18 protein-coding genes and 1 other annotated feature are annotated in these 20,318 nt (G+C 35.3%); of the genes, 1 reads left to right on the top strand and 17 read right to left on the bottom strand.

Annotated elements, in window-relative coordinates:
• Positions 1–11 precede the first annotated feature (11 nt).
• Positions 12–1,052: a phenylalanine--tRNA ligase subunit alpha gene (gene pheS, locus UGRO018_RS07330; RefSeq protein WP_416325823.1), complete on the bottom strand. Its 1,041-nt coding sequence runs from the start codon at positions 1,050–1,052 to the stop codon at positions 12–14.
• 386 nt (positions 1,053–1,438) lie between these two features.
• On the opposite strand from pheS, the gene UGRO018_RS07325 reads away from it, so the two are divergent.
• Positions 1,439–2,572 (top strand): pyridoxal-phosphate-dependent aminotransferase family protein, encoded by a 1,134-nt coding sequence (locus tag UGRO018_RS07325; RefSeq protein WP_416325822.1) that lies wholly within the window; start codon positions 1,439–1,441, stop codon positions 2,570–2,572.
• A gap of 32 nt (positions 2,573–2,604) precedes the next feature.
• Here UGRO018_RS07325 and UGRO018_RS07320 read toward each other — a convergent pair whose 3' ends face one another.
• The 16 genes from UGRO018_RS07320 to UGRO018_RS07245 all read right to left on the bottom strand — a co-directional run bounded on the left by UGRO018_RS07320 (position 2,605) and on the right by UGRO018_RS07245 (position 20,317).
• The gene (locus UGRO018_RS07320) at positions 2,605–3,660 is read right to left on the bottom strand and encodes a type IV pilus twitching motility protein PilT (RefSeq protein ID WP_416325821.1); all 1,056 of its coding nucleotides are present in this window, start codon (positions 3,658–3,660) and stop codon (positions 2,605–2,607) included.
• 8 nt (positions 3,661–3,668) lie between these two features.
• Positions 3,669–5,342 carry a GspE/PulE family protein gene (locus UGRO018_RS07315; RefSeq protein WP_416325820.1) on the bottom strand — a complete coding sequence of 558 codons (1,674 nt, stop codon included), beginning with the start codon at positions 5,340–5,342 and terminating at the stop codon, positions 3,669–3,671.
• Positions 5,343–5,346: 4 nt separating this feature from the next.
• Positions 5,347–6,792: a prepilin-type N-terminal cleavage/methylation domain-containing protein gene (locus tag UGRO018_RS07310; RefSeq protein ID WP_416325819.1), complete on the bottom strand. Its 1,446-nt coding sequence runs from the start codon at positions 6,790–6,792 to the stop codon at positions 5,347–5,349.
• 18 nt (positions 6,793–6,810) lie between these two features.
• Positions 6,811–7,788: a type IV pilus modification PilV family protein gene (locus UGRO018_RS07305; protein ID WP_416325818.1), complete on the bottom strand. Its 978-nt coding sequence runs from the start codon at positions 7,786–7,788 to the stop codon at positions 6,811–6,813.
• Positions 7,789–7,805: 17 nt separating this feature from the next.
• Positions 7,806–8,870, bottom strand: a complete 1,065-nt coding sequence (locus UGRO018_RS07300) for a type IV pilus modification PilV family protein (protein ID WP_416325817.1) — start codon at positions 8,868–8,870, stop codon at positions 7,806–7,808.
• A 19-nt stretch (positions 8,871–8,889) separates the two neighbouring features.
• Positions 8,890–9,507: a hypothetical protein gene (locus tag UGRO018_RS07295; RefSeq protein ID WP_416325816.1), complete on the bottom strand. Its 618-nt coding sequence runs from the start codon at positions 9,505–9,507 to the stop codon at positions 8,890–8,892.
• Positions 9,508–9,516: 9 nt separating this feature from the next.
• Positions 9,517–10,251, bottom strand: coding sequence for a hypothetical protein (locus UGRO018_RS07290; protein WP_416325815.1), 735 nt, complete (start codon positions 10,249–10,251; stop codon positions 9,517–9,519).
• Positions 10,252–10,261: 10 nt separating this feature from the next.
• Complete coding sequence (gene pilM, locus UGRO018_RS07285) at positions 10,262–11,170, bottom strand: pilus assembly protein PilM (RefSeq protein ID WP_416325814.1); 909 nt, start codon at positions 11,168–11,170, stop codon at positions 10,262–10,264.
• A 12-nt stretch (positions 11,171–11,182) separates the two neighbouring features.
• Entirely contained in the window at positions 11,183–12,379 is a 1,197-nt protein-coding gene (locus UGRO018_RS07280) for a type II secretion system F family protein (protein ID WP_416325813.1), read from the bottom strand.
• An 18-nt stretch (positions 12,380–12,397) separates the two neighbouring features.
• Entirely contained in the window at positions 12,398–13,165 is a 768-nt protein-coding gene (locus UGRO018_RS07275; protein WP_416325812.1) for a prepilin peptidase, read from the bottom strand.
• 94 nt (positions 13,166–13,259) lie between these two features.
• Positions 13,260–13,706: a prepilin-type N-terminal cleavage/methylation domain-containing protein gene (locus tag UGRO018_RS07270; protein WP_416325811.1), complete on the bottom strand. Its 447-nt coding sequence runs from the start codon at positions 13,704–13,706 to the stop codon at positions 13,260–13,262.
• A gap of 284 nt (positions 13,707–13,990) precedes the next feature.
• Positions 13,991–14,716: a TrmH family RNA methyltransferase gene (locus UGRO018_RS07265; RefSeq protein WP_416325810.1), complete on the bottom strand. Its 726-nt coding sequence runs from the start codon at positions 14,714–14,716 to the stop codon at positions 13,991–13,993.
• A 31-nt stretch (positions 14,717–14,747) separates the two neighbouring features.
• Positions 14,748–15,983: an acyltransferase family protein gene (locus UGRO018_RS07260; protein WP_416325809.1), complete on the bottom strand. Its 1,236-nt coding sequence runs from the start codon at positions 15,981–15,983 to the stop codon at positions 14,748–14,750.
• 103 nt (positions 15,984–16,086) lie between these two features.
• A complete protein-coding gene (ileS, locus tag UGRO018_RS07255) occupies positions 16,087–18,816 on the bottom strand; it encodes an isoleucine--tRNA ligase (protein WP_416325808.1) in 2,730 nt (909 codons plus the stop codon).
• Positions 18,817–18,852: 36 nt separating this feature from the next.
• Positions 18,853–19,054, bottom strand: a binding site (T-box leader).
• Between the two features lie 7 nt (positions 19,055–19,061).
• Complete coding sequence (locus UGRO018_RS07250; RefSeq protein ID WP_416325807.1) at positions 19,062–19,526, bottom strand: DivIVA domain-containing protein; 465 nt, start codon at positions 19,524–19,526, stop codon at positions 19,062–19,064.
• Between the two features lie 137 nt (positions 19,527–19,663).
• Positions 19,664–20,317 (bottom strand): DUF1905 domain-containing protein, encoded by a 654-nt coding sequence (locus UGRO018_RS07245; RefSeq protein ID WP_416325806.1) that lies wholly within the window; start codon positions 20,315–20,317, stop codon positions 19,664–19,666.
• Position 20,318 lies beyond the last annotated feature (1 nt).

Raw genomic sequence — 20,318 nt, 5'->3', positions numbered from 1 at the left:
ATGTCTGCCTCCTATTCAAAACGGTTGAACGTTTTCAAGAAACGAATATCATTTGTATAGAAATCACGAATATCTGTAATACCATACTTCAACATTGCAACACGTTCAATACCGATACCAAATGCAAAACCACTCAATTCCTCAGGATCATATCCTGCCATACGAAGTACATTTGGATGTACCATACCTGCACCTAGGATTTCGATCCAACCGGTTCCTTTACAAACAGGACATCCCTTACCACCACATACATGACAGCTAACATCTACCTCTACGCTAGGCTCCGTAAACTGGAAATAACTTGGACGGAAACGAATGGTTCTATTTTCACCGAACATCTTCTGTGCCAAGAATAACAACGTACCTTTCAAATCGGATAATGTGATATTCTTATCTACGACCAAGCCCTCACATTGCATAAATTGATGTGAGTGAGTTGCATCATCATCATCTCTACGATACACCTTGCCCGGACAAATGACCTTGATCGGAAGCTTTTGTTCTTTAGCCCCTGCTTCTAATTCTCTCATCTGAACTGCGGTCGTATGAGTACGCATCAATTCTTCTGCATTGATAAAGAAAGTATCTTGCATATCACGTGCCGGGTGATCCTTTGGAATGTTTGCTCGTTCAAAGTTATATAGATCGATTTCCACTTCCGGTCCTTCTCCGATTTCATAGCCAAGACCGATAAACAAATCTTCCATTTCCTGTTGAACCAAAGTCAAAGGATGGATATTACCTAAGCTTGGCTTTTGTCCTTCTAATGTAATATCGATTTTTTCTGCCTCGATCTTTTGATTCATTTCTTCTACTTCCAGGACTGCTTTTCTTTCTTCGATTGCCGCAGCTACCTGTGATTTTACTTCATTGACCTGCTGACCAAATGCAGGGCGTTCTTCTTTAGGAAGATCCTTCATTGACTTCATAACTTCCTGAATCGGTCCTTTTTTACCAAGATATAACACACGCAGATTCTGCAATTCATTCATATCTTTACAGGACGCAACTTTCGCTAATGCTTCTTCTTTGATCGTTGTTAAATTTTCCATGTCTTTCCTTCCTCTCATAAAAAAAGTCCCAAGAATATACAGGAACGCTTTCACACGCGGTACCATCCTGTTTCATCTTGCGACACACCTTACTTGACATGATAACCGTCATGGATACGGGAGATGATTAGTCTCACTCCAAGGTGAATTCATAAAGCATTCCATGTAGAAGACTCTCAGTCCATGATCTTCTTTCCCTTTCATGTAAGTAACTTTATTACTACTCCTTATCAACGTTTTCTCAATCATTATACCCAATTTGTCTATCCTTTACAAGCACTTTTTCGATTTTGTCTCTCCCTTTTTGACAGCTTTTTACCAAAAATTGATGCATCTTCCAAAAAAATGGTGTATCATGATACACAAATCAAAAGGAGGAATAAATGATGTTAAAAATCATGAGCGCCGGGCCTACTCAGGTACGAGAAAATGTGCGTCAAGCAAGAAGTACCATTTGTACCAACCCTGATTTAGATCCTGCATTTTTCATAACATATGAAGATACTTGTAAGAAAATCAGTAGTCTCTTACATACAACCAATACTACCCATATCTTATCCGGAGAAGGAATCCTCGGTTTAGAAGCCGCTGTTGCTTCATTAAATGAACCAAATGATCGTGTCTTGGTCATTGAAAACGGAGTCTTCGCAGAAGGCTTTGCGGATTTTGTTCGAATGTATCAAGGAGAAGTCACTTTTTTCCATGGAGACAAACAAAAAGGAATCGATCTAAACGATTTACATGTCTTTTTAGAAAAAGACCATGACTTTGCTTACGCAACGCTTGTACATGTAGATACACCAAGTGGCGTTTGTAATGATATTACCGGCATCTGCCGCATGCTTTCAAGCTATGGTATCCTAAGTATCGTAGACAGTGTCGCAGGTATGATCGGCGAAGAAGTGAATATAGACCAAGCTCATATCGATATCCTTTGTGGAGGTTCTCAAAAGGCATTGAGCGTGCCACCGGGATTAACCCTTGTTACGATCAGTGAGGCCGCATGGAAGAAGATGGAACAACGCAAAACACCGATTGCCGGATTTTATGTCAATCTATTGAATTTCAAAAACGTATTAAAGGAACAATGGTTTCCTTATACGATGCCGATATCCGATATCGAAGGACTTGCGGTAGCAGTACAAAACATCATCGAGGAACCAGACATCGTCAAACGTCATCATCGCATTGCCAAAGCCACAAGAACTGCCCTTACCAAAGCAGGTTTGACCTTATATCTCAATCAAGACTTTGCAAATACCGTAACCGTCATCGAAGTACCAAACAACGTATCCTCTTCTACACTACTAAATGACATGATCAAAGATCATCAAATCATGATCAGTGGTTGTTTCTCTTATCTCAAAGATAAGGTCATACGTATTGGTCATATGGGAGAAAATGCCAATGTCGAAGATGTCGCAGCTACCCTAGAAGCCTTACAAAGCTGTCTAGAGAAACAAAACTTCCCATTATCTTGTCATATGAAACAACAATTCCTACAAGCTCTTTCCTTATAAAAAGACAGGCATTCCCTGTCTTTTTCTTATCTTTACATGAGATATTGCATCAACTCATTTGGATCATCACTATATTTCTTAGCCGTTTCCTTATCTACCTTACCACTTCTTACAAGTTGTGCCAAAGAGAAATTCAACGTTTGCATACCTTCTTTCATCCCTGTTTGAATCAAAGAATTAATTTGATGCACCTTGCTCTCACGAATCATGGCACTTACTGCATCGGTACAAGTCATGATTTCCAAAGCAGCACATCTTCCTGTACCATCCATCGTCGGTAACAATTGTTGTGTCACTACCGCCTTTAAAATACCCGCCAACTGCATACGAATCTGTGCTTGCTTATGTTGAGGGAACACATCAATGATACGATCAATTGTTTTAGCTGCCCCAATGGTATGCAACGTACTAAACACCAAATGCCCTGTTTCCGCTAAGGTAATGACCGCACTGATCGTTTCATAATCACGCATCTCCCCTACTAAAATAACATCCGGATCTTCACGTAAGGCAGAACGAAGCGCTGTATCAAAAGAATCCACATCCGCCTCAATTTCACGCTGATGAATCATTGCCTTCTTAGATTGATATACATACTCAATTGGATCTTCTATCGTTAAGATATGACAATCTTTATGTTCATTGACATAATCAATGACTGCAGCTAATGTAGTAGACTTACCACTTCCCGTAGGACCAGTCACAAGAACCAATCCTCTCGGCTCCATCGCAAGCTTTTTAAACACCTCAGGCATCTGTAACTGATCTAAGGTCAATATCTCATCATTGATGATACGAAGCGCCGCACAAAGCTTTCCCTGTTGACGATATACATTTACCCTTTGTCGATTATTACCGGCAGTGACATACGTAAAGTCAAGATCTTTCCCTTGCTTCATTCGCTCCATCATTTCATCATCCACCATAGACAAGATCATTTCCATGGTCTGTGTATCATTGATATTCCCAGGATACTCCATCAATTTCCCATTCTTACGAATGATAGGCGCACCACCCACCTGTAAATGTAAATCACTACACTTATTCATTCTCGCAAATGAAATCATTTCATCTAACATTGTATTCATAGACTCTCCTAATCAAGATAACTTGTGATCTTGTATAATTCATCCATTGTTGTGATTCCTTGTTTCACATAATCCACAGCCTGATCTCTTAAGGTCTTAAGATTTTGTGTCTTCTTCACATATTCATAAATATCATCCAACTCTGCACGAGCACTGATCATTTTTCTGATATCTTTATTGATCACAATGACCTCATGAATTGCTGTTCTTCCTTTATAACCAGTGTGATTACACAAATGACAACCAGCACCCTTATAAATTTTCTTAACATCCTGACCTAAAACCATGCGATCCATTTCTGTTGTATTGATTTCTTCCTTACAATGAGGACAAATCGTCTTAACCAATCGCTGAGAAATACTTCCAACCAAAGAGTTAGCGACCATAAATGGCTCAACTCCCATATCCTCCAAACGAACGATCGTCGAGATCGCATCATTGGTATGAAGAGAACTTAATACAAGATGCCCCGTAATCGCTGCACGAACAGAAATACTAGCAGTCTCCCCATCACGTGTTTCCCCAACAAGAATCACATCCGGATCCTGACGTAACAATGCCCTTAATCCTTTCTCAAACGTTAAACCAGCCATAGTATTGATCTGCATCTGATTACATCGTTCAATGTTTTTCTCCACAGGATCCTCAATGGTAGAGATATTTACCTGACGTTTCGCAAGCGTCTCTAATATCATATACAATGTTGTTGTCTTACCACTTCCCGTAGGACCAGTAAAATAGATGATACCATGTGGCATCTCCAACATCTTACAAACCTTCTCATAATTTTCCTTGATCATACCATACGTCTTATCATTTCGAATTGATGTATTACTATTCAAGAAACGAAGTACTGCTTTTTCACCATAACTGGTAGGAATGATACTAACACGCAAATTCATCTTAATGCCATCAACCGTAGTCACAAAATGCCCATCTTGTGGTAAACGCTTCTCTGCGATATCCATATTTGACATGATCTTAATACGAACGATCAAAGATGCATGTAAATTTTTCGCCAATTGAACATAATCAACGATCATACCATCAATTCTCATACGAACCATGGTCTTATCTTCATACGCCTCTATATGGATATCTGATGCATTACTATTATAACCACGACTCAACAAGCTATTAAACAGCTTTACGATCGGCGTATCATCTGTCTCAGAATCAAACAACTCCTCTTCATTAAATTCAAAAGATGTCACATTTTGATTAGCAACATTCGCTGCCTCTCTTGCCTTGATTTCCGCATAGTAATAATCAATTGCCTTAAGAATTTCCTTCTTCTCACAAACACCAATAGATAAATTCATACCGGTAACCTGACGAATATCCTCAATGCCATAGAAATTCAAAGGATCGCTTGTAATTACCGTTAATACCCCATTCTGTTCGGTTATCGCAATCAAATCATACTTCAACGCCAACGCTTTCGGAATCCTAGAAACAGCCTCCACCTCAATGTTGGTAGTACTTAAATCCACGATTGGCTCATTCAGCTTATCACTCAATGCCATCAACATCTGTTTCTCACTGATAAATCCTAAATCAATCAAATGCTGTCCCAATCGCTTACTTCTATCTTTCTTCTGTTCTGCCAACGCTACCTGAAGCTGGTCTTCACTAATATAACCATACTCCTTTAGCACTTCTCCTATTGGTATATTTTTCATAACATCAAGACCCTTCCTCTTTATAAATAATACATCTTGGCTCTGTTTCTTCGTCTAAACTATCTCCTATTTCATCCCAAGCAGTCTGCACTGTAGGATTCCAGGCTCCATGGACATAATTTATTTTAGCTTTATAATATACTTTATCAAATAATACAATATCTCCTATGAAATAAAGCGATTGTGTATTCCAATTCATATCGATTCTTTTCCATGGGATATTAGAACCAACCACATTTCCTGGCTCAGAAGTTTCCATCATCATTTCATATGTTTGAGATTCATTTTTTACATATCTATACCAAACAACCTCACCATTTTCTATCATTTTGACATAATCTCCTGGATTATATTCTACTCCACTTTTCCATTCCTTTTCTTTTCCTGGACACCTATCTTTCTCTCCTCCAACCGTTTTATCACCAGAAGGAACAACGATACATTTTTGTTGTGGCAAATTCTCTTTATCCGCTAATATTCCCCATAAATTCCCTACTCCTGGCATCGTTTTACCGCTACCAAAAGTCCAATCATATTTATAATCTTCTCTACATTGATAATATTTTCCATTATAGGTCACAATATCATCTTTCAGATAACTACTAGCAGGATGCCATTCAAGTAATGCATTTTTCCATGACCCAGAGGTATTTATATCCGGTCGATCACCCTTCGTAGTTTTATATAATGCAACATACCATTTTTCACTATTACTTGGATATTCCACAAATTCTCCAGGCTTATATTCAGTATCTGCTTTCCATTCTCCCTTTGAATTTTTTTCATTTTTACATGCGATTGTATCTCCTACAGGGCTTGACATAGTCAAATCATCTTTTTTATAAAACACTTTATATCCTGTATAAGTAGATGAATTTTCTAGTTTCGAGTAACTACTTTGTTTTAAAAAACTAGTTCCTCCCTTATGCGTTATATAATTTTTCATATTCAGTAATTCGATTGTAGTTGAAGTCTTATATACATATTTATTGTTATAATCACTTACTTGGCCACTTTGTGAAGTTAAATATAAATTGAAATCAACTCTATATTCATCAAAGCCTCGAGCATCAATAAACAGTTTTCGTCGATTATAAAAATCATCTCCATACACTTTATTAGCTTTTGTAAAATCTGTTTCACAATCATTATCTTTATACAGTGCATTATCTTTTACGAATAAATAGTGCCATCCTTCATCTATAGTACCATCTTCTTTAACAGGATATGATTCTGAAATTCTTACCTCACTTGCGTAGATAAGTTCAGTTTGAATATAATCTCTAACACCATCTAATATTTGTTTATCGTTATCACTTATTGCAGTTTTATTAAAATATCCCATTGAATTTAAAATTAGAGATGTAGCAATAACCATTGCAATAGAAGCAATCATTAAAGAAACTATGATTTCAATTAAGGTAAATCCTTCATTTTTCTTTATAGCCATTCCTACTACCTCCTCACTTTATTTCCATAAACTTTCGCTATCAGTTAAATATTCTTCAAATACTGCATTGATGTTTAATTCTTTCCAATTAGACTTTACATCTAATACCGAACTTCTAAAAGTGTTCCAATTATAAAACATGCTATAATTACCATTTTCACCAACTAATGAAAAATTTGCATAATCCACTAATTTGTTTTTTGATGAGCTTTTTATTTTTATATTACTACTAGGATTATAATACCATCTTCCTATTTTATCCTTATCATTTTCCTCACTCTCATCGCCTACATCATATACATAAACAATGTTTATCGTTTCAACTTCACCATCAGAATCAGGATCCATGAAAGCTTTGTTATATTTACTTAGGTAGATCAAAGCCCCTTGATGAGGAACTGTTCCATTATTCTTTTTTTCCCATGGATAATAAAGTCTAATATAATATTTCGTTCCTTTCAATGCATTTGGAAGTAATCTTTGCGGAAATTCATTATAAAATTCTTGATTCTCTCCGATATTTAGTTTATCTAAAACACAAGCGTTATTACCACTATTATCGCATACCGCTTTATTTGAAACCTCTAATTTGTCTTTTTCTTCTATTAGTCGCTTAACATCATTCATTAGTTTTTGATAATATGTTTCATTTTCCTTCAATCTAGGAAGTTTATCATTCTTATTTTGGATTGCTTTTAATGATATTTCATCGGTTATAGAAGATGAATACTCCATCATGTCACCTTGAACTAAAATATCTTCAGTGCCATGTATTTTATAATCAATCTTTTTATTAGATTTTATTGTTACATTTGCAATATCATTCTTATTGCTTTCAATAGTCTCATACATTGAATCACTAGCATTTTTTACATTATTAGATTTACTCATAAAATGAATTACACTAGTAAACGTACCTGCTAATGTAATAGAGGCAATAGATAGAATCATAATACTGACGATTACTTCAATCAAAGTATATCCTTTTTTATTCATATCTACGTCTCTCCCTTCTATGTTATTCTTTCTGCTTTATCACTATTGTGTAAAACATCTTTTACAAAATCATCCCATTTTTTTTGAGCTGCCCCACCACTTCCATCAAAATACGTAGGCATTATAGCTTTGTATAAATAATACCAAGCTTTTTCTTGTGGATTGTATATCAATTGCGTTCTTGTTTTCCAAGAACCGCCTTCTAAGGCAAAATCAATATCAGCATATATAATAACTGGAGAATTATCTGAATGTGGATATTTAGGAATTACGATATATTTATTTTTATTTATAAAATCTTTAGCTTCTTTGCTAATATCGCTTTTAACTTCTGACACTATAAACTCATCAAAATTTTTCTCATAATATGCATAAAAGATAAATTTTCTTAGTAAAGCATCATTATACATTAATTTATTATCAAAAAAACCTTTTTCGTACTCTTCACACTTTTCGTATTCTTTTGATAGAGTCCCGTTTTCGAAATCATCATATTTTAATTCTTTTCTCCATAGATCATTTTTTCCAGTTTTATTAAATAAGTCTGTTAACTCATTAGCATAAGAAAGCATCTTTTCTGCATTTTCTACATTTTTATTTAACTTTGTTGATACTTCTCCCTCATAATACTTTATCAATTGCCAATTTGAGTATTTATCTGCATATCGTTTTAAATCTGCATTTATCGTTTTTTCTTTATCACCATATATTGCAGAAACAGATATTGTTACTTTTTCTATTTCAAGATCTTTTTCATCTTTCTCTAGACTCTTTGCAAACTCTATACTTTTCACTGTTCCCATTTCAGCAGGAAAATCTGAAATCGAGTAACTAATATCACCTGCATCTGAAGGAATTAAAGAACTATAGGTTCCATTTGTATTTTTTTCAGACACAATATTATCAACGACATTATTAAGCACACTTTTCGCAGTTAAATACGCTTGCCTTTTACTGTTATTCGCAATGGATCTGTTATAGTAAGTATAAGAAATTGCCAAAGCTGCCGCAATTACGATGGATAACACCATGATGACAACAACAGCAAAAATAAGACTAGACCCTTTCTCATTCTTCTTCATATCCATTGCACCTCCTAACTTAAATCATATAAATCTTAAACGTGATGGTCATTTGTTTTACATCTTCTTCTTGTTCTGAATATTGCACTGAAGCAATTTTCATGGAATATGTTTGGTTCGCATCATTGACCAAACGTTGAACATCCAAAACATTTCCTTCTACCAATAAAGAAACACTATACACCTTGCTTGTTGTTTTGGTGATTGCAGTTTCATTTTGATTTTTGTTATCCGTTGTTGTAGTTTCTTTTGCTTGAGAAGCTAGATAATTTTCATAACTCATCACTTCTTCACTTGTAATCTCACTCATGCTTAAGTTTACAGGTATTAAATTATGCTCTACCGCAATTTGAGTAATGATTTGGTCAAGGTCTTCTTTATCCATTTCATTATAGAAATACTTCTTTACCTCATTTAATTCTTTTTTTAATTTCGTTACATTTTCATCTAAAGTGGAATAATCAGGCATACTTGCTTTGGTAATCTGTAATTGTGCTTTTGCATCATCATTTGCCGTCTTAGCAGTTGAATAGTTCTCAAAAGTTGGCAATACCAATAGCAATAAACCACCAATAAAAACAACCATACAGATCAAAATATAAATCAGTGTTTTCTCTCTTTTTGACAATGAATTCATCGTGTTCACCTACTTTAATGTACACAGCACAGTAGAAGTATAGATGGTTCTTGTCTGTGGCTGTTGGGTCTCATTTGTACTACCGTTTGTCTTTATATTCAATAATGCCTCTAACAAAGCCTGTGTTGATGCATCATCATTACCTGTTGTGCCATTTGTTTTATTGTCTTCTGTATTTTGCGTTGTATTTGTGGTTGTTGTAGTAGGAATGGTTTGTTCTACCTTAGAATAACCACTATAATCAACTTTAGAGAACAACCCACTTGTTTTTAATCTTCTGACAAAGTTTTCAGTATCATTGGCATAAATACCTTGAATTTGTAACGTAATTACTTGGGATTCTCTTACATAAGAGAATGAAGTTACATCCACATTCAAATCTGAAGCTAATAAAATTTGATCAAAGGTATTCTGATTCAGTTCCGGATAAGATTCCAAATCTTCTTTTAATTGTTTTAACTGTGTTAATGTAGCCATATCAGCAATATATTTTGCCTGCTTTTCTGCATTAGGATCATTTGCCATTTGTTCTTGTAAAGCAGCTACCTCTTTATTAATTTTATCTGTATCACTCTTTAAATTATGAATACGATATGTCTGAACACCAAATATCGTTAAAAATACAACAGCAGCAATACCAGGGAAAGCAAGTGCCTTGATCAAGGAAGCATACTTTGATGGTTCTCTTTTTATTTTATATACCGCTAATAGATTGATATCTTTATTCGCTAGTTTTTGCGCCATGGAAACCACCTTACTTTCTAATTAAACTTCCTATTGGATATACTGCATCATGCAATCTAAAATCATATTCTAATGTTTTATCTGTTAAATATACGACCTTAGAATCTGGAAATGTTTCTGCGTTAATATTTAAAGATCTTCTTATATTATCAAAGATGATAGGTTCTTCTTCATCCTCTAATCCACAGAAATATGCTGTTTCAATCGTATAAAGACTTCGTTTCGACTTATTAAACTGAATCAATTGAGATATATTAGAACTCATTTCTGTGATAAATGCATTCGTTCCACGCTCTGAGAACAATCTAGAACGATTTGAGAACGTATAGTGATTATCCTCAAACAGATAACTAGATACATTGTTTCCATCTAAGATAGACACGATATAAGTTTGATGTTCCAAATCTGGAAGCTCTTGTGTTAACTTCATCAATGCATTCACTGAAATATCTACGGTTGTTAATATGATTCCTGCACTTGAGAATAAATCAATATAACTTGTTAAAAGCTTCTTTTCTAATGAACAACACAAGATTTCACCTCCTGGTTGATCTTCATAATTCTTTCTTAACACAGAATAATCATAAATCATTTCTTCATTACCCTGTTCTACAGAAGCCAATTCATCTTGTACGATTTTTATAATTTCTTTTCCTTTTAATATTGGAATATTCATGTTTTTCACGATAATTTGACCACTATCAATGACCAAACGACAGCTATTCACACCATTACCCTTAATGGTATCTAGAATTTCTTTGATTGGTTGATCATCAGTGATGATACCATTGATCATACATCCCTCAGTTAATTCATATTGTTTATAATCATCTACTTTGATCATATCATTACGATCACAGGACCCCTTAATTACCTGCACATTATGATTTGATATAAATATGACATACTCCTTTTTCATAACGTCCTCCTATCATCCCAATGAGCTTGGATCATTGTATAAACCTATTACCGGTAACAACACTGCTGCCATAACCGCCATAACCGCTATACCCATAATGATAATCAATACAGGCTCTAGAATGGTTACCATTCGCTCTGATGCCATGGCTGATTCATAATCGAAATCATCTGCCAATGTTGTTAACATTTCATCTAACTTACCACTTTCTTCTCCGATATAAATAGAGCTTGCCAGCTTAGAATCAAAGCCTTGAATCAAGGCCACGCTTTGTGAAAGGGTAGCTCCATTTCTAACTGAGGTAATCACCGCATCAAATTGACTTTCGATATACGTATTGCCTATCGTAGATCGCACGATCATCAAACCGTTAATGATAGAAATACCACTGGTATATAAAGAACACATCGTTCTCGCAAATCGTGCTGTATAAATAATTCTAAGTAGTTTACCAAACAAAGGTGCCTTTAATTTGAATCGATCAAATCGAAAACGTATCTCTGGTATCTTTAACAATCCTGCAATTACTGCAATAATAATCAAAACGCCTATAAAAAGCCAATACCAATACTCTGTCATCACTTCACTGATTTTCATCAAGATCTGTGTAATCAAAGGTAAAGGTGCATCTCCAAATACACCTGCAAATTCAGGCATAATAAAGGTGAAAATCAAGATAGCTCCACCAAACATCGCAACAACCAAAATGATTGGATAGATCATTGCATTTTTCACTTTACTTTGAATTTTAAAATCCTTATCATATTGCTTTGCCATGGTCATCGCAACTTGATCCATATGACCACTGCTTTCCCCACTTCGATACATGTTGATCATCAATTCCGGAAATGCTTTTCCTTCCTCTTGCATTGCGACTGACAAAGTATAACCTTGTTGTAGCTTTACATAAAGATTTTTATAAATTGCTTTTAATTTAGGTTTTTGTTCTCTTTGAACCAAAATAGACATTGCACGTATCAAACTTACGCCACTATTTAACATTGTACCAATCTGTCTTGAAAACTCAGACAACTGTTTTAAATTTAATTTCTTATCATTCTTTTCTTTTTCACTGATATCTTTATAGCTCATCAAATATTGACCTTTTGCACGCAAAAGATTGACCAGTGCTTGCTGGTCATCTGCTTCTATTTTTCCTTTTATCGTTTTCGCATTCATGTCTTTAGCGGTGTATTGAAACTTAGCCATAATTTCACCTCGTCTGTTTTATAACTGGAATAGCGATAAGTAAGCATTTAACAATGAATTTCCATACAATAATGATACCACAATTCCTATGGATAAATAAGGACCAAACGCAATATGTGCGCCTTTTTTTGACTTTTTCGACAACAATAACCACACAGCGTAACATCCACCTAATAATATTGCGATAAACCCGGCAACCAAGGTCAATTTCCATCCTAACAGAAACCCACCAACAGCAATCAATTTCACATCTCCACCACCGAAACAATCAGGTATCACGATAATCAAGAGATACATCGGTAAACTTATGATAAAGAATCCAATGATCCTTTCTAACAAGCTAATTTCCGGATGAATCAATTCCATTGCGATTGTTGGCACAATCAATGCTATGACCAAGCCATTTGGTATCGTCATCGTATCAAAATCTATCATAGTAATTGCGACCAATATCATCATGATCACAAACACAAGTAACACATCCCATGTAAATTGGTAATGATGAAAACATAAAATTCCTATAAGTCCCCCAACAAATTCTATGACCGTATCCCTCATAGGAATTTTAGCTTTACAATATCTGCACTTTCCTCTTAAAAACAAGTAAGAAAATACAGGAAATAAATCATACCATGCCAGTGTATGCCCACATCCAGGACAATAACTTCTACCCTTTGCGACAGATAATCCAAGTGGCACTCGATAAATCACTACATTGATAAAACTAGCAACTACAATACCAATGAAAAAGGAGTAGATATAAAGTATCAATAAAATAGGTTCCATTCATATCTCTCCTTTCTCTGGTTTAAATTAGAAAGCCTCTAAATTAATAGAGGCATTGTGAACTTTGTTGTACTTATTTTAATCTTTTTTCTGGTTATGGTGCTGGTGTTGGAGCTGGTACAGTAGGGGTAGTAGCAACTACTGCTTCTTTATTTGCTTCGAAATTTACCCATTTATCAGCAAAATCTTTTACCTTAATAGAACATTTTTCTAAATTTTTATTGGATACTGTACAGTTGATTTCACTAATTGTTTCATTACCAGCTGTCTCATTTAATTCAGTAGCTACATTTGCTTTTGTAATAGCTGCAGCTAAATTAGCGTCATTTGTCTCGCCTTTAGCAACGTTTGCTGCTGTAATTGTCTGTGCAGCTAAGAAACCAGAACGTGCCTGCGCTTCATATTTAGCTTCCTTAGCTTTGTTTACATATCCCATAATAGAAGGAATTGTGATAGCTAATAGAATACCGATGATCAACAGAACAACGATGATCTCAACAAGTGTAAATCCTTTTTTGTTTTTTCTCAAATTCTTTTTCATTTTTCGTCTCTCCTCTTTTTTAGCGCCTCAAGCCCAAATGTAAGCGCTACATCTTTTATTGACATTCATATTATAACAAATATGTCATATCAATTCTAGTATTATAATCATAAAAATGTAACGAATTTCAATTTTGCAAGTTAACTTTTTATATTTGTGATGTAGTTATGACAAAATAAGATAAATCCTTTAAACACTTGGTAAAATCATCCAAATAGCCTAGTAAATAGATAGGATTATGTGTATTTTACAACAAATTCACAACAAAAGGAAATCTAACTCAATTAACGAAATGCATACATACAAATACCGGCTGCAACTGCTACATTCAATGACTCAAAAGTTTCCATTTCAATATAGACACGTTCATCACTGAAGCTTAGCACTTCTTGTGATACACCACTTCCCTCATTACCGAATACCAATGCACATGGTTTTTGAATTTTTGTGTTTGATAGTGAGGTTGCTTCATGGAGCGAAGTTGCATAGATTGTGATGTTTTGATCTTTTAGCTGTTGAAGCTGAGTCATGATATCGCCTCGAATGACAGGGATATGAAAGATGGCTCCTTGTGTGGAGCGAATCACCTTTTCATTATATGCATCTACACAATGATTGCTTAAAAGTACAGCATCAAAGCCAAAGGAATATGCAGTACGAATGATAGTTCCTAAATTACCGGGATCTTGTACATCATCCAATACGACAACTTTTTGATAAGTCGGAAGTGGTTGTTGGTTTCGATGACATAGTGCCATGATATCAGAACCTGAGACGCTGTCACTTAGTTTTTTCAAGATTTCTTTTGTGACCTCATAGGTTTCATATTGAGGATACATTGAAGTTTTTCCTTGTTCGATCATGATACAATCGATCAAACCGGCATGATGTGCTTCTTCGATCAAATGTTCTCCTTCAATTAGAAAGCATTCATCTTTATCTCTATGTTTCTTTTCTTTATATTTTGCCCATTGCTTTACCTTAGCGTTGGTTAGTGATGTGATTTCCATAACATACCTCTATTCTTTTACTTGTTTTATCTTATTGCATGATGGGTTTCTTGTCAATCCTAATTCTTGATAAGATACCATAAATCAAAAAGCTAGAGTAAAACCATAGACATGGTACCAATTCAAATTTTATCATGATTTCATCTAGTTTAAAGCTAAAGAATATGCTTGCTAATAACATGGTTACTAGCATACCTAATAACGGTGACAATAATACAAACGGTTTGTTTAGAGGATGTTTGGTCTTTATGATCAAAGAGCTTACCATCTGTGTGAGTAATATAATCAACAGCAAACTTATGATGCCAGATGATAAGAGTGGTAATCCTAAGCCCTGACCTATTTCCTCAACGATAACAATACAAACCGGATGAATGAAATAATAATATTTTGATAACTCTCGCAGTTTCTTTGTATGGAACTTAAATGTTATCGGACATACTAAGATCCATTGAAAAAAGAAAAAACTGAAAGGTATCAACATGATCATAAAATTCATATCCAGTCTTTCGATACCATAGAGGAAGGTGCCTTCTATGATCAATAAGATGAAAGATAGTAAAGTTAAGATAGATAAGTATTTAGATAAAGATATGATGTTATCTTGATGATCGTATAGGAAAAAGCCGATCAATGTAAAGATGATACCATAAAATATCCCACTTCTTGTAGTGAAAATCACTTTTATCAAGATATCAAAAAAATCTTTGAACCATCCTGGGGGTAATAACCCGTAATAGGATTCCATGCTTCCAAATAGGAATAAGGCTATGGAAAGCGTAAATAGAGCTTTATAGGAATATCGTTTCAATAATTTATGAACGAAAAATATAGCAAGTATCATTGCGGGAACATACCATAAATGATAATAGGTTCCTATATGCACCAATCCATATAATAAGGCAAATGGCAATAAATATCCTGATAAATCTAAGTTTTGATGAATCCAATCTAGACCGATTGGAATAAATATTATGCTCCAAAAGCAATAAGATATTATCAAGTTTTTTAGATAAGTCTTTACATAATTATCATTTGTCTTACTGCCCTTTCGAACGAAATAAGCACTACTTATAAAAAAGAATGGAACGGCTATTCTACAAAGGATATTTTTTATGAAAAAGTTAAGATAATCTTGTGGGAACAGTTGGTTACAATGTACACAGATCACCATGATGGCTGCCAGATATTTCATAACATCAATTAGTTGATAATTCCATTCTTGTTTCTTTTGCATTACTTTGCCTTGTTGATTGGCTGATTTCATAACAATCTCCTTATCAGTATCATGAAATCATTTTATCATAATCGTTTAGGGAAGATTACCTAATAAAAAGACATATCGATTTGATATGCCTTCATTGATCATATTAACCTTCTAGAACATCATGGCAACGTTCACATAAGCCATCTTCTCTATCGGATTCTGTAATGTTCCAGCATCTAGGACAAACCTTACCGATGCATTTTTCTACGGCTACCTGACATACTTCATAGGCAGTCAATTCATCTATAGAGAAGCTTACTTTTGATACAATTAACCATTGTTTGAATTGGTTAGCGCAATAAGTTTCGATCAGTTTACGATCTTCATCAGAAACATTGACAATGACGTGTGCTTCTAATGATTTACCGATTACTTTTTCGCTACGAGCGGTTTCTAGTGCTTTGAAGATATCTTGGCGAATCAGCATTAAACGAGCAACATCGGTTTTGATTTGTTCTGCGTTTTCGATTTCCAAGTTTTCTTTGAAGCTTCCTAAATGGATGCTTTCTTCTTCTGCATGGAAGAAGTCATTAACTTCTTCACAAGTATGAACAAGGATCGGTGCCCATAAACGTAATAGGAAGTCCATCGCATGGTAAAGTACTGTTTGTACTTGTCTTCTTCTTAATGCATCTTTCTTTTCGATATATAAGATATCTTTTGTGTAGTCCATGAAATATGCGGATAATTCATTGGTCATTAAATTCGTTAACATACCAGTGATATCTGCGAAACGATATTCCTGATAAGCTTTGATTGCTTTGGTATTTGCTTCATTCAATAAAATCAGAATATACTGATCAAGAGCTGGTAGGTCTTTTACATCTACCAAATCTTCTTTGGTGAAGTCGGTTTCAGGATTGATGTTTGCTAACATAAATCTAAAGGTATTACGTACCTTACGGTATTGTTCGGAAATTTGTTTTAAGATTTCATCTGACATAGAGCAATCTGCTTGATAATCTACACTGGTTGCCCATAAACGTAGGATATCAGCACCATATTTCTTTGTGATTTCTCCTGGAGCAACCGCATTCCATTGTGATTTACTCATTTTTACGCCTTTGCCATCCATAACAAAGCCATGACTTAATACTTGTTTATAAGGTGATTGACCATGAACTGCTGTTCCGATGATCAAAGAAGAGTTAAACCATCCACGATATTGGTCACTACCTTCAAAGTATAAGTCTGCAGGATAGCCTAATCCACGTTCGATCATTGCGCCAGTATGAGAACTTCCTGAATCAAACCATACATCCATGGTATCTGTTTCTTTACGGAAGATTCCATTTGGTGATCCTGGGTGAGTATAGCCTTGCGGTAAAAGCTCTTTTGCTTCTTTTTCAAACCAAATATTAGATCCGAATTCTTTGAATAGTTGAGCGACATGATCAAATACTTTTTGATCCATGATCGGCGTATCATCCTCTGCATAGAAGATCGGAATTGGTACGCCCCATGCACGTTGACGAGAAATACACCAATCACCACGATCCGCAATCATGTTATGCATACGTTGTTGACCCCATTTTGGAATCCAGTCAACACGATCGATTTCATTTAATAATTTTTCACGAATCTTATCGATAGAAGCAAACCATTGCGTAGTTGCTCTGAAGATGATAGGTTTCTTGGTTCTCCAATCATGTGGATAAGAGTGAGTAATGAATTCCAGTTTTAATAAGACACCCAATTCATCTAACTTTTGTGTAACGGTCTTATTGGCATCATCAACGTATTGTCCTGCAAGCCATTCTCCGCAATCTTCCATCATGCATCCATGTTCATCGACATTACAATAAGCAGGTAGTCCATACTTTTGACCTACGAAGAAGTCATCTGCACCAAAGCCCGGTGCTGTATGTACACATCCGGTACCTGCATCAGCAGTTACATGGTCTCCTAAGATCACAAGGGATTCACGATCATACAAAGGATGCTGACAAGTGATCATTTCCAACTCTTCTCCCTTAAAGGTCTTGATGATTTCTTTCTGTGTTAATCCAAATTTTTCGAATAGATCATCCACAAGTTCTTGTAATATGATAAGTTTCCCTTTTTCACTGTTGACTAGTGCATAGGTGTAATCTTTATTCAAACAGATTGCCAAGTTTGCTGGAATGGTCCAAGGTGTTGTTGTCCAAATCACAAAACTGGTATCGTTATCTAATACGCCTTTTCCATCTTTTACAGGGAATTTCACAAAGATGGTAGGACTTTTAATGTCTTTATATTCGATTTCTGCTTCAGCCAATGCTGTTTCACTGGATGGACTCCAATATACCGGTTTTAATCCCTTATAGATCAAACCATCCATTGCCATTTTTCCGAAGATATCAATTTGATGTGCTTCAAAATCTTTGGTCAAAGTGATATATGGATGATCATAGTCACCTACGACACCAAGAGATAAAAAGCCTTTTTTCTGTTTTTCTACTTGTTCTAAGGCATAGTTGTAACAAAGCTTTCTAAAATCAGAAAGTTCCATTTCTTTACGGTTATACCCAAGCTTTTGGATTGCCGTTTCAATTGGTAACCCATGCGTATCCCATCCTGGGATATAAGGTACTTTATAACCTGCCATAAAGCGATTACGAACGATAACATCTTTTAAGATCTTATTTAAAGCATGTCCTAAATGGATATCTCCATTGGCATAAGGAGGCCCATCGTGTAGTACAAAAGCTTCACAACCCTCACGTTTTTCTAACATTTTTTCATAGATGTTTTGTTCTTTCCAGCGTTGCTGAAAGTTTGGTTCTTTGCTTGGAAGTTTTCCACGCATTTCAAATTTTGTATTTGGCATTAACAGCGTATCTTTGTATTCCATATTACATATCCTCCTTCAAATAAAAAAACGCCCTTATCTAAGGACGTGTTCACGCGGTACCACCTTAGTTCATATCATCAGATATGCCCTCTCACACATAACGGGTGTGTGTCCGTATTCCCCTACTTCATTCAAGGAATCTGCATCGAAAAGTGATATTTCATCTTTTTAACAACAGGTTTTCACCAACCACCTGCTCTCTATTTGTTTCCAACATGAAACGTGTCTTTTCTGTTTTAGCGCATTTACAATTCTTTTTTTAATAGATCCATATCCGGAATCTGCGGTGTTTCAAATTCATCAAGAGCAAGCTCAAGCTGTTTCAGCTCTTCTTTCATACTGCCCTTTATTTCATTTGCTTCATTTCCAAGTCTGGCAATATCAAGCAAAATTCCTCTGGCCATCATCAATGATTCTTTCACGATGGTATCGGCATTTTTTTGTGCGGTTTCCACGATCATATTCGCTTCTTTCATCGCAATCCTTGCCATTTCTCCAGCGGCTTTCTCTTTCACTGCCAAATTTTCAACGACCGTTTTGTATTCCTCGTTTTTTTGTGCAAGCGCTTCTTCCAGCATCATGATCTGATTGTTCAAAGCCTGATGTTTTTGTTTCAGTTCTTCACATTCAGCGCATAGCTGTGAAATATAGCCATCGACCTGGTAACGATTATATCCATTTTTCATTGTATCAAATGATTGTTTGTCCATAACATCACCTTTCATCTCTAGCTCTCATACAAGTAGTTTCTATCTTGCACATGGAAATAGCATTATTATTATGTCACAAATAAGTTCAGTGTTCAAGGGGCTTTTTTCAAGTTATCGTATGTATTTGCGAAATCTTGTCACGATACATGGATTCCCAGATAGCCTATGATGTCATCAAAGCTTACATTGATCGTATCATAAAAGATTCCTTTATCATATAATACGAGATGATTTTTTGGTTGCGCCCTCACATTAACGATACAACGATTTGGTAGTTCTACTTGTTTTCCTTTGGTATAGGTCATTTTCTCATCGTGTGGAATACCAAAATGATCCAATGTTTCCATTACTTTAGACATGGAGCATTGCCATGCTTTGGCCTGTGTGATAGAAATGATGTCTTCTACACTTTTTCCCGTTAACATTGCCAAACAAAGTTGACCGCAATAGCCCGGTTTGGAATAAGTAAGTCTTTTGATAGGATCAATATTGGCTATGGGATGTTCTTTGGTATAAGGATCTTTTGAATTGATACGGGTCAAATGTTCTATCACTTCAAGTGATATCGATTCATATTCATTGTGTAATGTTTCTTTGATCTTCTTTGGTACGGGAATTACATACATTCCCTTTCCTTTGGGAATGAGCTTACATTCAAAGCTTTGGTTTTCTATGGTAATCTTCGCCATAATAAAACCTGTGCTTCCACGCTCTTTGCTCATAGGAAAAGGCACTTTGATAAAATAACGTGTGCCTTGTTGAAGTAAAGCTTCTGTAAAGGTATACTTCATC

The organism is Hoskinsella mucinilytica (assembly GCF_045223415.1).
Classification (GTDB): Bacteria; Bacillota_I; Bacilli_A; order Erysipelotrichales; family Erysipelotrichaceae; genus Hoskinsella; species Hoskinsella mucinilytica.
This window is presented reverse-complemented; position numbering and strand designations above follow the sequence as displayed.

What these genes read in the sequence shown, in the direction of transcription:
- UGRO018_RS07245 (WP_416325806.1), bottom strand. Translation starts at nt 20,317, where the DNA reads ATGAAGTATACCTTTACAGAAGCTTTACTTCAACAAGGCACACGTTAT.
- UGRO018_RS07300 (WP_416325817.1), bottom strand. Translation starts at nt 8,870, where the DNA reads ATGAAGAAGAATGAGAAAGGGTCTAGTCTTATTTTTGCTGTTGTTGTC.
- UGRO018_RS07295 (WP_416325816.1), bottom strand. Translation starts at nt 9,507, where the DNA reads ATGAATTCATTGTCAAAAAGAGAGAAAACACTGATTTATATTTTGATC.
- UGRO018_RS07250 (WP_416325807.1), bottom strand. Translation starts at nt 19,526, where the DNA reads ATGGACAAACAATCATTTGATACAATGAAAAATGGATATAATCGTTAC.
- UGRO018_RS07310 (WP_416325819.1), bottom strand. Translation starts at nt 6,792, where the DNA reads ATGGCTATAAAGAAAAATGAAGGATTTACCTTAATTGAAATCATAGTT.
- UGRO018_RS07270 (WP_416325811.1), bottom strand. Translation starts at nt 13,706, where the DNA reads ATGAAAAAGAATTTGAGAAAAAACAAAAAAGGATTTACACTTGTTGAG.
- UGRO018_RS07265 (WP_416325810.1), bottom strand. Translation starts at nt 14,716, where the DNA reads ATGGAAATCACATCACTAACCAACGCTAAGGTAAAGCAATGGGCAAAA.
- UGRO018_RS07275 (WP_416325812.1), bottom strand. Translation starts at nt 13,165, where the DNA reads ATGGAACCTATTTTATTGATACTTTATATCTACTCCTTTTTCATTGGT.
- UGRO018_RS07315 (WP_416325820.1), bottom strand. Translation starts at nt 5,342, where the DNA reads ATGAAAAATATACCAATAGGAGAAGTGCTAAAGGAGTATGGTTATATT.
- UGRO018_RS07320 (WP_416325821.1), bottom strand. Translation starts at nt 3,660, where the DNA reads ATGAATACAATGTTAGATGAAATGATTTCATTTGCGAGAATGAATAAG.
- UGRO018_RS07325 (WP_416325822.1), top strand. Translation starts at nt 1,439, where the DNA reads ATGTTAAAAATCATGAGCGCCGGGCCTACTCAGGTACGAGAAAATGTG.
- UGRO018_RS07305 (WP_416325818.1), bottom strand. Translation starts at nt 7,788, where the DNA reads ATGAATAAAAAAGGATATACTTTGATTGAAGTAATCGTCAGTATTATG.
- ileS (WP_416325808.1), bottom strand. Translation starts at nt 18,816, where the DNA reads ATGGAATACAAAGATACGCTGTTAATGCCAAATACAAAATTTGAAATG.
- pheS (WP_416325823.1), bottom strand. Translation starts at nt 1,052, where the DNA reads ATGGAAAATTTAACAACGATCAAAGAAGAAGCATTAGCGAAAGTTGCG.
- UGRO018_RS07260 (WP_416325809.1), bottom strand. Translation starts at nt 15,983, where the DNA reads ATGAAATCAGCCAATCAACAAGGCAAAGTAATGCAAAAGAAACAAGAA.
- UGRO018_RS07280 (WP_416325813.1), bottom strand. Translation starts at nt 12,379, where the DNA reads ATGGCTAAGTTTCAATACACCGCTAAAGACATGAATGCGAAAACGATA.
- UGRO018_RS07290 (WP_416325815.1), bottom strand. Translation starts at nt 10,251, where the DNA reads ATGGCGCAAAAACTAGCGAATAAAGATATCAATCTATTAGCGGTATAT.
- pilM (WP_416325814.1), bottom strand. Translation starts at nt 11,170, where the DNA reads ATGAAAAAGGAGTATGTCATATTTATATCAAATCATAATGTGCAGGTA.